Here is a 14,029-nt window from a genome sequence, read left to right on the forward strand (position 1 = left end):
AGAAAAGCAGTCACCTGGGTGACTGCTTTCTTTTTGTATTTAATTCCAGTTATCTGCTAGCTATAACAGCGCCTATTCGGCATCAAAGGTGGGCTCCTGTGGTTTTTCAGGACCTGCGTTGTAGTTTCCGCCGCCACGGTTTCCATCGCGGTTGAAATCACGCCTGTCGCCGCCACCGCGCCTGTCATCACCGCCACGTCTGTCGTCACGGGGACCACGCCTGTCGCCACGATCACCGCGATCACCACGGTCTCCGCGATCGCGGAAATCGCCTCTGTCGCCACGCTCTTCACGTTCCGGTCTTTCCACATATCCATCCGGTTTAGGCATAAGCACTTTACGGCTCAACTTAAATTTACCGGTTTTAGGATCGGTACCAGTCAGTTTTACTTTCACTTTTTCGCCTTCTGTGAGCACACCTTCCATTGTTTCCAGGCGTTTCCAGGAAACTTCGGAGATGTGGAGCAAGCCTTGTTTACCAGGCATGAACTCAACGAAAGCACCATAAGGCATAATGGATTTTACAACAGACTCATATACTTCACCTACTTCAGGTACAGCAATGATTCCTTTCACCCATGCCACTGCTTTATCGAGGCTTTCTTTCTGGGCAGAGAAGATGCTTACTTCACCGGTTTCACCAACTTCTTCGATGTTGATGGTAGTACCGGTTTCGCGTTGGATCTCCTGTATAATTTTACCACCGGGTCCGATCACAGCGCCGATAAATTCACGGTCGATGATGATCTTTTCCATGCGTGGTGCATGTGGTTTTGGTTCAGGACGGGCAGCAGGTACTACTTCGTACATAGCTTCCACGATATGCAGGCGGCCTTTCTTGGCCTGGGCCAGTGCAGAGCGCATTACATCCATGCTCAGCCCATCTACTTTAATATCCATCTGGATACCAACAATACCATCACGGGTACCGGTTACCTTGAAGTCCATATCACCGAGGTGATCTTCATCACCGAGGATATCTGTTAATACCGCCCATTTACCATCGGAAGCCCGGGAGATAAGTCCCATTGCCACACCGGAAACATGTTTTGGCATAGGTACACCAGCATCCATCAGTGCCAGGGAGCCGGCACATACGGTAGCCATGGAGGACGAACCATTTGATTCGAGGATATCGGAAACCACCCTTACAGTGTAAGCGTAGTCGCTGCCCGGCATCATCTGCTTCAGGGAGCGCATCGCCAGGTTACCATGTCCTACTTCACGACGGCCGGGGCCGCGCATCATTTTCACTTCGCCTGTAGAAAAGGGAGGGAAATTGTAGTGCAGGATAAATTTGGAATAATTGGAAACCGCCGCGCTTTCGATCAGCAGTTCATCTTCCGGGGTACCCAGTGTAACAGTGGTCAGGGACTGTGTTTCACCGCGGGTAAACAGGGCTGAACCGTGAGGGGAAGGCAGGATATCGATTTCCATTGCCAGCGGACGTACCTGGTCCAGTGAACGGCCATCCAGGCGAACGGATTCGTCCAGGATCATGTTGCGGATCACTTCTTTTTCCAGGTCGTGCAGATATTCTTTTACCAGCGGCTGGTCTTCTTCCGGTAATTCACCCAGGTGCTCTTTCAGTTCCTCGCCGATAGCAGCAAACGCATCACTGCGGTCGTGCTTGGCGGAAGCTGATTTGGCCACCTTGTAAATTTTATCTTTTGCAAAAGCTTCCACTTTTGCTTTCAGTTCTTCGTTCTGATGAGGTTGTGCGTATTCACGTTTGCCGGTTACACCTTTCAGGTCACGCAGTTGTTCCTGTGCCTTTACCTGCACCTTGATAGCAGCGTGTGCTGCCTCAATGGCAAGGATCAGATCTTCTTCCTGGCACTCTTTACTTTCACCTTCCACCATCATGATGTTCTTATCGGTAGCACCGATGATGAAGTCCATGTCGGCTTTGGCCAGTTCGGTACGGTTAGGGTTGATCACAAATTTGCCATCGATGCGGGCTACGCGTACTTCAGAAATAATTTCCTGGATGGGCACGTCGGAAACAGCCAGTGCAGCGGATGCAGCCAGGCAGGCCAGTGCATCAGGCATTACTTCGGGATCAGATGAAATCAGGGTAACGAGTACCTGTACTTCACAGAAATAATTATCAGGGAACAGAGGACGCAGAGCGCGGTCAATCAAACGGGAAATAAGTACCTCGGAATCAGACAACCGGCCTTCACGTTTGAAAAAGGAACCAGGGATGCGGCCTGCAGATGCAAACTTTTCCTGGTAATCAACAGTAAGGGGGAAAAAAGACTGGCCTGGTTTGGGTTCTTTATTTGCTACCACAGTGGCCAGCAATATTGAATTACCTAAACGCACCGTAACCGCGCCATCAGCCTGACGGGCCAACTTGCCGGTTTCGATGGTCACCATACGACCGTCTCCTATATCGAATTTCACTGAAATAGGTGTCAGATTCATAATAAAGTGAGGATTAATTAGATAACGTTATCCATTTCAAATCAATCGGATAACAAAACGTATACATACAAAAAAACTATTCCCAACATATAAGTTGGGAATAGCGCTATAATTAAGTCATGGTTATTTCCTGATACCTAACTTCTCGATGAGGGCACGATAGCCTGTGAGGTTGGTTTTAGATAAATAGGAAAGTAAACGCTTTCTCTGGCCAACCATCTTCATCAAACCACGGTGGGTAGAAAAATCTTTTTTGTTTTGTTTCAGGTGACCGGAAATGCTGTTGATACGCTCAGTCAGCAGCGCGATTTGTGCTTCCACAGAGCCTGTATTTTTTTCGCTTCCACCAAATTCCTTAAAAATATTGGCTTTCTTTTCAACAGTTAAGTAAGACATCTTTAAAAATAATAAGTAATAATAATGTTTTTTGTCGCTATTTTTCCGGTGCAAAGGTAGTTCAAAAAATAGGAATTACCAATTAACCGGAAATTAATAATAAATGAGGAATAATGTAGATCTGTAAAATTTTCTCTCTCAACAACTCCTAAGAAGAGAAATTCACAGCTGCATTATCCGTTACATGCCCGTTTTCCGTACGGAGTACTCTCGACGGGAATTTCTGCAATACAATATAATCGTGGGTGGCCATTACTATGGCTGTGCCTTCCCGGCAGATACGGAACAACAACTGCATAATACCGTCGGACGTTTCAGGATCCAGGTTACCCGTAGGCTCATCCGCCAGGATCAGTTTAGGCGAATTCAGCATGGCACGGGCAATGTCCACACGCTGCTGCTCCCCTCCTGATAATTCATACGGCATTTTAAAGCCTTTGGTTCCCAATCCTACTTTTTCCAGCACATCCGTGATCTTGTTTTCCATTTCCTTAGGATCCTGCCAGCCGGTTGCCCGGAGCGCAAATTTCAGGTTATCATGCACGTTGCGGTCGGTTAATAACTGAAAATCCTGGAATACCACCCCCAGATTCCGGCGAAGATACGGCACTTTTTTCCAATCCATCTTCTTAAGATCAAAGCCTACCACCTGTCCTGTGCCATCATTCAAAGGTAGATCTCCATACAATGTTTTTAACAAACTGGATTTCCCGGTACCGGTTTTACCAATGAGATACACAAATTCACCCTTATTTACCGTGATGTTCACATCACTCAATATCAATGAATGGCCCTGGTATATACTGGCATTTGTTAATTGTATGATAGGTTGTTCAGGCGTCATGTCCTTTCTGTTTTTACGGTCTGTGCGGACAAAAATAACTAATTAAAAAATAACTCGTTGTGATAATATATCAAATATCCATCTCTCTTAAACTAAAAAAATAGTTGTCGAACTAAATAATTAGTTTTAACTTGGTTCCTATAACCGCGACATATGAAACAGCTCACCAAAGCAGAAGAACAGATCATGCAGGCCTTATGGGAAACAGGGCCCGCCTTTGTAAAGGATATTATTGAAGTAATGCCGGAACCCAAACCGCATTACAATACCGTATCCACCCTGGTTAAAATACTGATTGAAAAAGGATTTGTTGACTTTAAAGCCTACGGTAAATCCCACCAGTATTTTGCTTTGATTACGAAAGATGCTTATAGCCACAAAACGGTGAATAACATCGTAAAGGGTTATTTCGACGGCTCCTTCAGTAACATGGTGTCTTTTTTTGTGAAAGAAAAAGAACTGAGCATTGCCGAGCTGGAGAAACTGGTACAAAAAATTAAAGCAGCCCAAAAACCTTAACCATGACAGTTCTGCTCACCTATCTTTCGAAAGTGATCATCTGTTCTGCTGTTTTATACGGCTACTATCATATTGCCCTGCGCAACAACCGTTTCCACCAGTGGAACCGGTATTACCTGATGCTGATCACCCTGATTTCTCTGCTCACCCCCCTCCTGCAGATCCCCTTGCCGGGCCAGGCGCAGGAATCATCCGGGGTACTGTCGTATACCGCACGCATTGTGGATCTCCGTGAAACTGTGATACCGGCTAATCCAGGGATCAGTTCCGATGCCATCCTCAATATCCTGTACATTATTGTGATTGGCTTACTGATGATAAGAATACTGGTAAGCCTCTTACGGCTCAAAAGCCTCATCCGCCGCAGCCAGGTACAGGACATTCCTCCTTACCGGTTTGTAAAACACAAGGATATCAAAGCCCCTTTCTCCTTCTTCAATTATATTTTCTGGGATCATCAAACTTCCCTGAATTCGCCCGAAGGACAACAGATATTTAAGCATGAACTGGTACACCTTCAGGAGAAACACAGCGCCGATAAGCTTTTCATGGAGCTGGTTACTGCAGTATGCTGGATCAATCCTTTCTTTCACCTGATAAAACGGGAGCTGGCGCTGGTGCATGAATTCCTGGCCGACAAAAAAGCAGCGGGGGAAGAAATAGCCGGCTATGCCCAAACCATCCTGCAGATGGCTTTTCAAAGCAAACAATTCAGTATTACGAACGACTTTTTTCATCCGCCAATAAAAAGAAGAATCCTTATGCTAACACAATTCCATACACCCAGGTTCAGTTACCTCCGGCGCATCATGGTGCTGCCGCTGGCTGTATTCATTTTTTGTTCCCTTGCTTTTGTGGCCGATAAGCGCCCGTCCGCCATTCCGGCGCTTACCGTCACAACCACTGCAGCCCCCACCACTGCAATCGTTCCTGCATCCGTGGTTGCCATGGATACCACGCCTGTTAAAAAGGCAAACAAAACGAAAGACAACGTATATACTTTCGTAGAGCAGCCCCCTTCTTTCCAGGGAGGCGAAGAAGCACTGGCAAAATATCTTTCTAAAAATATCCGGTATCCTAAAGCAGCAGTGGATAAAAAAATAGCCGGCACCGTGTTCATACAATTTGTAGTAGACGAACAGGGTTATATCAAAGATGCACATGCCGTTGGAAAGAACCCGGGCTTTGGCCTTGTTGAAGAAGGTTTGCGTGTAGTGCAGGCGATGCCGCAATGGATACCCGGCAAACACCAGGGGAAAACAGTTGCTGTACAATTTAACCTTCCCATCCGGTTTGTACTGGATGCAGGGCAACAAACACCGCCACCTCCTCCGCCACCAGCTCCCTCAGGTAAAACCATTACCTTCCACCCTTCTTCCGATAACAATGAAGTATTTACCTTCGTTGAACAGCCACCGCGTTTTCCCGGAGGTGAAGAGGCATTAGCACGCTATCTCAGTAAAAATATCCGCTACCCCGAAGAGGCGCAGAAAGCCAAAGTTGACGGTACTACCTTTGTACAGTTTATTGTAGATGCAGATGGCTCGATCCGTGATGTGAAAACAGTGGGTGCAAAGAAAGGCTATGGCCTGGAAGATGAAGCGATAAGGGTGGTTAAGGCCATGCCTAAATGGACGCCAGGCGAACAGAATAAACAACTGGTAGCTGTGCAGTTTAATCTTCCTATCAGGTTTAGTATACCTAATTAACACAACTATAAACAATCAATGAAAGGCCCTGGCTTACGCCGGGGCTTTTTTTTGCAGCGAAGATTGTCTGACTCATGATTACACTGATTGATTGGATCATTTTTGATTTTTGAAGAATTGGGGGGCATGAATTTTATTGGCAAATAATATAAATCCATAAAAAAACCGGTCACTGTATGGTGACCGGTTTTTTTAAAAAATTATCAGGATCAATACTCAAAAGTTCCTGCAGGTGCTTTCACCGTTACTTTCTTTTCTGCTGCCGCTTCTACCCTACCTATAATCTGTCCATCAATATTAAAGCTTTTGGAGATACTGATGATGTCTGCGGCTATTGCTTCCGGTACATAGAGCTCCATCCTGTGGCCCATATTGAACACCTGGTACATTTCCTTCCAGGGAGTACCTGACTGCTCCTGGATAAGGCTGAACAGCGGAGGTACCGGGAACAGGTTATCCTTGATCACATGCAGCTTCTCAATAAAATGCAGCACTTTGGTTTGAGCGCCTCCGCTGCAATGCACCATGCCGTGGATCTGCGGACGGAACTGCTCCAGCACTTTCCTGATCACCGGTGCATAAGTACGGGTGGGCGATAATACCAGCTTACCTGCATCCATAGCGCCAAAGCCCGGGATATCTATTTTGTCTGTCAGTGATTTTTTACCACTGAACACCAGGTCGTAAGGAATACCCGGATCAAAGCTTTCAGGGTATTTTTCAGCCACTGCTTTATTAAATACATCATGACGCGCACTGGTAAGGCCGTTGCTGCCCATGCCGCCATTGTATTCCGATTCGTAGCTAGCCTGCCCGTAAGAAGCCAGTCCTACCACTACATCCCCTGCCTGGATCCGGTCGTTGGAAATCACGTCTTCACGTTTCATGCGGCAGGTAACTGTAGAGTCTACAATAATAGTGCGTACCAGGTCGCCCACATCGGCGGTTTCTCCACCGGTGGAATAGATACTGATACCATGATTACGCAGTTCCGCAAGGATTTCTTCCGTACCATTGATGATAGCAGCAATCACCTCGCCGGGCAGCAATTGCTTATTCCGCCCGATAGTGGAAGAAAGAAGGATATTGTCGGTGGCGCCTACGCAAAGCAGGTCGTCCATATTCATTATAATCGCATCCTGGGCAATGCCTTTCCATACGCCCATATCCCCGGTTTCTTTCCAATAAATGTAAGCCAGGGAGGATTTGGTACCGGCTCCATCTGCATGCATGATATTACAGTAGGCTTCATCGCCTCCTAAAATATCGGGTACAATTTTGCAGAATGCTTTAGGGAAAAGCCCCTTATCAATGTTCTTAATGGCATTATGCACATCTTCCTTACCTGCTGAAACACCACGTTTGGCGTAAATATTATTATCCACCGGGAAATAAATAAATATGTAAATAAAAAATAAACTAAATAAAGATGCTCTTCAGGCTGCAAAAGTAACAGATTCCATGCAGAATGCCCGCCGAATGTGTTAGATTTGCACGGCGATTTTGATAGTTATTGATTTATATGCAGGTTCACAGGGACTTAGACCATTTACCGGAATTCCGTAAGGCTGTTATCACAATAGGCACTTTCGACGGAGTACATGCAGGCCACCGCTTCATTATTGAGCAACTGGAGCAGGCTGCCACTGCCTGCGGAGGCGAAACCGTGATCATTACTTTTGATCCGCATCCACGCGAAGTATTACAGCCTGCACCCAATAACATCCGCTTACTGACCACCTTACCTGAAAAGATCGCTTTGCTGGAGCGTGCAGGGATCGATCACCTGGTAGTAGTACCCTTTACCAAAGCGTTTTCTGAAATGGCGGCCCGCAGTTACCTGGAAGATTTCCTGGTAGCACGTTTCAGGCCACATACTATTATCATAGGCTATGATCACCGGTTTGGCCACAACCGGGAAGGAGGGCTTGAACTGCTGGAGGCAGAGCAGCAGCAATATGGTTTTACCCTGGTAGAGATTCCGCAGCAGATAGTGCATGACCTTACCGTTAGCTCCACCAAAATCCGCAAAAGCCTGCAGGAAGGCAATATACGGCTGGCCAATGAGCTGCTGGATTACACCTATTTCCTCACCGGCAAAGTAGTACATGGCGATAAAATGGGCAGACAACTGGGTTATCCCACCGCTAACCTGCATCTTAGTGATGAAAGAAAACTGATCCCTGCCGAGGGTATTTATGCTGTAAATGCACAACTTAGCGGCAGCAGTAAATTGCTACCGGCGGTAATGAGTATTGGCTTCCGGCCTACCTTCAATGGCACCGACCTTCGCCTGGAGGTGCATATCTTTGATTTTAATGAAGATATTTACGGGCAGGAATTAACCGTTCACTTTGTGGAATACATCCGTTCCAACCTGAAGTTTGATAATATAGATGCGCTGATAGTGCAGATGGATAAAGATTCCGCACAGGCAAAGGAAATATTGGCGGGTGCTTAGAATTCTTCGCCGAGGAAATCTATCGTTTCTTCCCTTTTTTTAAGAGGCTTCATTAAACGAACTCCCCGCCAGAAAAAAAAGACAGACGCTATTATATAAAAGCACATCGACACAGCTGCGTATGCATTCATTTTAAGGTCTATACTGACCCTTCCATTACTGACTGATACAGTATTCAGCAGCACTATAAAAGCGCAAAAGCTACCCAGAAAGAAAAACAAAATACCGAACAGCGTTCTGAATATTTTTTTTATTTCAACAGCCATTGAAACAGTTTACAGGGATTATTTAATTCATCACCTTATACATCAGCTCCTTCATCAGCTCCCCATCTTCCACACCGCTATCGTTAATGCCTATACTCCGCAGGTTATACTGATGTAACAGCAAAATAGCTTTCTCTGTGCCTTCCGGTCCATACTGACGGGCTGCATTCATGTAATCCTTTACAAAAAACGGATGCACACCGAGCGCCGAAGCCACTTCTTTCTCCCCTCCTTTTACGCTGAAAATGAGGTTTACTTTCGCGAAAAAGTTATACAGGGCCGGCAACGTCATTTGGATGGGCGCCGCTTTGGGATTAGCGGCAAAATAGGATATGATCCGGAATACTTTGGCAGTATTTTTTTGCCCCAGGGCGTTCTGCAGCTCAAACACATTGTATTCCTTGCTGATGCCCACATACTTTTCAATGTCTGTTTCATCGATCTTTTTCTGGGCAGGCAGATTTACCAGCAATTTATCAATTTCATTGGCAATACGTGACAGGTCGTTGCCGATATGATCTACCAGGAGAATGGCAGCTTTTTGTGAGATGGCCAGTCCGCGGCTGCTTACATAACCTTCCACCCAACCGGGCAGCTGGTTATCATACATTTTTTTTGTAGACAGCAGCACGCCTTTCTCTTTTATGAGTTTGGCCATTTTACTCCTGCCATCTATTTTGCCCTGTTTATGCGCTACTACAAACACAGTGGAGGTAAGCGGATTATCTATATATGCTTCCAGTTTCAGCAGGTCGCGCATGGCCTGTGCTTCTTTCAAAAGTACCACCTGTCTTTCTGCAAACATGGGATATCTCCGGCAGGCATTGATCACCTGGGTCCAATCCGTATCTTTTCCATAAAGGACTGTGAGATTGAAGCCTTTTTCCGATTCGGGCAGCAGTTCATGTTCAGCATAACTGGTTACCTGGTCGATGAAAAAGTCTTCATCTCCTTCCAGCCAGTATAATGATTTGAATTTCTGTTGCTTCCAATCCCTGATGATGTCCTGGTACTCCATTATTATATTACTTTTCGTCTTTACGACTATTTTTTTACGATGATAATATCTTCCGGGGTCAAAGCCGGTAACCGTTTGAATTTCAACAGTAGCTGTGCTACTGCCAGTACATCTTTCTGGCAATAGGCGGCAATACGTTCCAGGTCTTTTTCCTCCCAGTACACCTTCCCTACCATACTGCCGTCTATATCGTCTTTGGGCGTATCAATACCCATTACGGCGGTCAGGAGTTTCAGGGAAATGTAATGTTTAAAGTCCCCGAAGCGCCATAGCTGCAAGGTATCCAGCATGGGAACCTCCCAGGGTTTAAATCCATGCAGCTGTAAAGGTTGTGGCAAAGATAACAGATGAATAACAGACCTCCTGCAAATAAAAGGAATATCAAATTCTTTGATGTTATGCCCGGCAAACTGGAACCGGGGATACTTTGCATAGAATTTATTAATTAATTCTAAAAATCCGGAAAGCACAACTGCTTCATCATCATGATAAAACGATTTCAGCCTTAACTGGTACCTGTTATTTTCCAGGCTGAAAAACCCTGCCGAAATGCAAACTATTTTTCCAAATTCGGCGTAGATGCCAGCCCTGTCGACGTATGCTGAGTCATCGTTTCCTGAAACTGGCGCAGTTTTTGCCATTTTCTCCCGCCAAAGCTGTTGCATATCTTCAGATAAGTGCTCTATAGCTGGAGCCGCCGGTGTTGTTTCTATGTCCAGCAGTAATAATTGATCTAACGCAATATTTGGAAGCACAATTAAAAAACAGTTTTATAGCTATTTATAAAATAAGAATATTATAAGTACTTTTGAATAACAATTTTTAACCATATAACAAAAAACATAAAACTCACAACTATGACGGAGAACACCTTTAATTCCCCTGCACCGGGATCACCCGGACCAGAAAAACCACGCAGCCGCAATGGTCTAATTTACGGTATTTTAATTGCAGCATTAGCCGGTACCTGGATATATATGTTATATGACAAAAATAAATCCAGCGAGCAAATCGTTCAAAAAAACACCCAGATAGATTCGATCTCTTCTTCCCGTGATGCACTGCAGCAGGAGTACAACGCGGCCAATGCCCGCCTGGACGACCTGGTATCACAGAACACCCGGATGGACAGCCTGGTTAAAACAAAAGATAAAGAAATACAGGATATGAAAGCCAGGATCTCCAGCATCCTGTCTAACAAAAACGCTACACAGGCACAACTGGCAGAAGCACGCCGTTTGATTGAGCAACTGAAATCCAACATCGAGGGTTATACTCAAACCATCGAGCGCCTGGAAGGAGAAAAAATAGTACTGGCTGGTGAAAGGGATTATGCCCGTAAAGAGCGCGACTCAGTATCTGTTGTAAAAGACAGTCTCAATAAGAAGGTAGACCTGGGATCTGTATTACATGCATCCAACATTAAATTATTACCGATCCGTGTAAAGAACAACGGTAAAGAAGTAGAAACCAGCAAAGCAAAACGTGCAGATATGATGCGGGTTACCTTTGACCTGGACGACAACCGTATTGCACCCACCGGTGATAAAGAGATCTTTGTAGCTATCACAGCTCCGGATGGTGCTCCACTGGCAGTAGAAGCATTGGGCTCCGGCCGTTTCACACTGGAGGATGGCACTGAAAAATTATATACTGCCAAGAAAACAGTGGCTTACACTACCGGCCAGAAACAATCCGTGAGTATGGACTGGAAACAGAATTCCGATTTCAAGCCAGGCGATTATGCTGTTGAAATCTACCATAACGGTTTCAAAATCGGGCAAGGTAAAGTAACATTGAAGAAAGGCGGCTTGTTTTAACAGCAATCAGCTTAATAATAAAGGCAAATGGCCGGAGCGAAGTATGATCTTCGTTCCGGCCATTTGCTTTCAGGGGGAGTGTTCACCAGATTCATGATATTTTTTTCGCTTATCCCATTTGTTAATGATTAGTTATTGCCAAAAACATATATATAAAAATAAAATTAAATTAACGTTCTTTGCTTCACAATTAAAGATAGCCGGAGGCCACTGCACTCCCATGACCAATGCTTAAGAAGAAGAATGTGACAGGCATACTATAAATGCCGGCCCAGCCCATGTTTACGATGAAGGATTTGATTTCAGCCACTTGTTATCCCTGAAGTCAATGCCCCTACTTTGCAACAAACAGGGCCACGTAATTCCTTAACATCGTCTTTTTGTGCACCTTTTGTTATTATCGGATAAGATAAGAAGCCCAATTAAAACCGAAGCATGGAAGACATGAATAAAATAGTGTACGTTGTAGATGATGATGAAATATTTCATTTCATTATCAAAAAAATGTTGGGGCACCAAAGCAATCATCTGGTAGTTACCTCTTTTCTCTGCGCAGAAGAAGCCCTGGAACAGCTTTCCAGAGCCCCTCAACCTACCTTACCCTCTCTTATCATTCTTGATATGAATATGCAGCGAATGAACGGCTGGGATTTTATTGAGGCATACAGGGGATTGAAAACATCGTTTAAAAATACTATCCCGATCATCATGTGCTCATCCTCTGTGGATGTACGGGACATGCAAAAAGTACAACATACGCCGGAGCTGATGGCGTACATTACAAAGCCCCTTGACAAGAACAAATTAAAGGTAATAGAGGAGTATTTGTAATAAGATATAAACTCACCATTAAAAAAAGAAGCGAATGACCGGATGGTCATTCGCTTCCATATTTTTAGGCTATCTCTTTTACGCCGGAACTGCGCTACCATACATTTCTTCGCGCAGCGCTTTCACACGTTCATCTGCCAGGTATTCATCAAAGGTCATGAGCCTGTCGATGATACCTTTAGGCGTTAACTCGATAATACGGTTAGCTACTGATTGCATGAAGGTATGGTCATGGGTAGTGAACAGTACCACTCCCTTGTAGTTGATCATGCTTTCGTTGAAAGCCTGAATAGACTCAAGATCCAGGTGGTTGGTAGGCTCATCAAGTATGAGCACATTCGGATCCTGCAACATCATACGGCTGATCATGCAACGTACTTTTTCACCACCGCTCAGCACTGAAGTTTTCTTCATGATCTCATCTCCGCCAAATAACATTTTACCGAGGAAGCCACGGAGGAAAGGTTCATCCACATCTGTTACATGAGGTGGCACGTACTGACGTAACCAATCCATCAGGTTCAGGTCTTTATTGGCAAAGTAGGCAGCATTATCGTTTGGCAGGTAAGCACTGGTTACAGTGGTACCCCATTCAAACTTGCCGCTGTCTGCTGTTGCTTCACTGTTGATCACCTCAAAGAAAGTAGTAAGTGCCAGGTGATCTTTAGAAAGAAATGCGATCTTATCTCCCTTGTTAACAGAGAAAGTAACATCTGTAAAGAGTTTACGGCCGTCTGCCAGCTTCTCCAGTTTTTCCACGTTCAGTATCTGGTTACCCACTTCACGCTGTTGCTTGAAGATGATACCGGGATATTTACGGTTAGATGGTTGTATATCTTCCACCACCAGTTTTTCCAGGGCTTTCTTACGGGAAGTAGCCTGTTTACTTTTGGAGGCGTTGGCGCTAAAACGGGCGATAAAGTCCAGCAGGTCTTTACGCTTATCTTCCATCTTCTTGTTCTTATCTGCAATCTGGCGGGCCATCAACTGGGATGATTCGTACCAGAAGGTATAGTTACCACTGAAGATCTGGATCTTTGCGCGGTCCACATCTGCCACATGCGTACATACGGCATCCAGGAAGTGACGGTCGTGGGATACCACGATCACAATATTTTCGTAGTCGGCCAGGAAGTTTTCCAGCCAGCCAATGGTTTCAACATCCAGGTCGTTCGTAGGCTCATCCAGCAGGAGGATATCAGGATTACCAAACAGGGCCTGTGCAAGCAGTACCCGCACTTTAAGGCTACCGGCAATATCCTTCATCAGCATACCATGCACTTCCTCTTTCACGCCCAGATCGCTCAGCAGCACACCTGCATCGCTTTCTGCAGTATAGCCGCCCATCTCACCATATTCAGCTTCCAGTTCGCCTGCACGCATACCGTCTTCCTCGGTAAAATCTTCCTTGGCATATATAGTATCCCTTTCGTTCGCTATTTCCCAAAGCTTTTTATTACCCATCAATACGGCATTCAGTACCGTAACCTCATCAAACTGGAAGTGGTTCTGCGTGAGCACGCTCATTCGCTCACCGGGAGTGATTTCCACTGTACCCTTATTCGGTTCGATCTCACCGGACAATATCTTCAGAAAAGTAGACTTCCCTGCTCCATTGGCCCCAATCACACCATAACAGTTCCCTTTTGTGAAATTGAGGTTTACTTCGTCAAACAATACTCTCTTACCGAAAGAGAGCGTTACGTTTTTAACACTGATCATGCTGGCTATCAAA

At 45.3% G+C, this 14,029-nt stretch carries 12 protein-coding genes; 5 read left to right on the top strand and 7 right to left on the bottom strand.

What is annotated here, in order from left to right; all coding sequences use genetic code 11:
- Positions 1-72 precede the first annotated feature (72 nt).
- The 3 genes from ABIE50_RS29450 to ABIE50_RS29460 form a co-directional block, all read right to left on the bottom strand.
- On the bottom strand, positions 73-2,430 hold the full coding sequence (locus tag ABIE50_RS29450) for a polyribonucleotide nucleotidyltransferase (protein WP_142686290.1): 2,358 nt from the start codon (positions 2,428-2,430) through the stop codon (positions 73-75).
- 123 nt (positions 2,431-2,553) lie between these two features.
- On the bottom strand, positions 2,554-2,826 hold the full coding sequence (rpsO, locus tag ABIE50_RS29455) for a 30S ribosomal protein S15 (RefSeq protein WP_079470431.1): 273 nt from the start codon (positions 2,824-2,826) through the stop codon (positions 2,554-2,556).
- A gap of 148 nt (positions 2,827-2,974) precedes the next feature.
- Positions 2,975-3,670 (bottom strand): cell division ATP-binding protein FtsE, encoded by a 696-nt coding sequence (locus tag ABIE50_RS29460; RefSeq protein WP_079470432.1) that lies wholly within the window; start codon positions 3,668-3,670, stop codon positions 2,975-2,977.
- A 153-nt stretch (positions 3,671-3,823) separates the two neighbouring features.
- On the opposite strand from ABIE50_RS29460, the gene ABIE50_RS29465 reads away from it, so the two are divergent.
- Together ABIE50_RS29465 and ABIE50_RS29470 are read left to right on the top strand one after the other, a co-directional pair.
- A complete protein-coding gene (locus ABIE50_RS29465) occupies positions 3,824-4,189 on the top strand; it encodes a BlaI/MecI/CopY family transcriptional regulator (protein ID WP_142686289.1) in 366 nt (121 codons plus the stop codon).
- A 2-nt stretch (positions 4,190-4,191) separates the two neighbouring features.
- Entirely contained in the window at positions 4,192-5,898 is a 1,707-nt protein-coding gene (locus ABIE50_RS29470; protein WP_209862329.1) for a TonB family protein, read from the top strand.
- Positions 5,899-6,107: 209 nt separating this feature from the next.
- Here ABIE50_RS29470 and ABIE50_RS29475 read toward each other — a convergent pair whose 3' ends face one another.
- Complete coding sequence (locus ABIE50_RS29475; protein WP_209862332.1) at positions 6,108-7,283, bottom strand: AIR synthase related protein; 1,176 nt, start codon at positions 7,281-7,283, stop codon at positions 6,108-6,110.
- 137 nt (positions 7,284-7,420) lie between these two features.
- Between ABIE50_RS29475 and ABIE50_RS29480 the strand changes: the two genes are divergently transcribed.
- On the top strand, positions 7,421-8,359 hold the full coding sequence (locus tag ABIE50_RS29480; protein WP_142686286.1) for a bifunctional riboflavin kinase/FAD synthetase: 939 nt from the start codon (positions 7,421-7,423) through the stop codon (positions 8,357-8,359).
- Positions 8,360-8,647: 288 nt separating this feature from the next.
- On the opposite strand, the gene holA is transcribed toward ABIE50_RS29480, so the two are convergent.
- Together holA and ABIE50_RS29490 are read right to left on the bottom strand one after the other, a co-directional pair.
- Entirely contained in the window at positions 8,648-9,643 is a 996-nt protein-coding gene (gene holA / locus ABIE50_RS29485) for a DNA polymerase III subunit delta (RefSeq protein ID WP_142686284.1), read from the bottom strand.
- Positions 9,644-9,669: 26 nt separating this feature from the next.
- Positions 9,670-10,398, bottom strand: coding sequence for a ribonuclease H-like domain-containing protein (locus ABIE50_RS29490; protein ID WP_142686283.1), 729 nt, complete (start codon positions 10,396-10,398; stop codon positions 9,670-9,672).
- Between the two features lie 102 nt (positions 10,399-10,500).
- Between ABIE50_RS29490 and ABIE50_RS29495 the strand changes: the two genes are divergently transcribed.
- Both ABIE50_RS29495 and ABIE50_RS29500 read left to right on the top strand, forming a co-directional pair.
- Positions 10,501-11,463, top strand: coding sequence for a DUF8428 domain-containing protein (locus ABIE50_RS29495; protein WP_209862335.1), 963 nt, complete (start codon positions 10,501-10,503; stop codon positions 11,461-11,463).
- Between the two features lie 435 nt (positions 11,464-11,898).
- Entirely contained in the window at positions 11,899-12,294 is a 396-nt protein-coding gene (locus ABIE50_RS29500; RefSeq protein ID WP_142686281.1) for a response regulator, read from the top strand.
- Between the two features lie 78 nt (positions 12,295-12,372).
- Here the strand turns inward: ABIE50_RS29500 and ABIE50_RS29505 are convergent, their stop codons facing one another.
- Entirely contained in the window at positions 12,373-14,016 is a 1,644-nt protein-coding gene (locus tag ABIE50_RS29505) for an ABC-F family ATP-binding cassette domain-containing protein (RefSeq protein ID WP_142686280.1), read from the bottom strand.
- Between the last annotated feature and the right edge of the window lie 13 nt (positions 14,017-14,029).

Origin of the sequence: Chitinophaga sp. OAE865 (assembly GCF_040546735.1) — a bacterium.
Lineage (GTDB): Bacteria > Bacteroidota > Bacteroidia > Chitinophagales > Chitinophagaceae > Chitinophaga > Chitinophaga polysaccharea_A.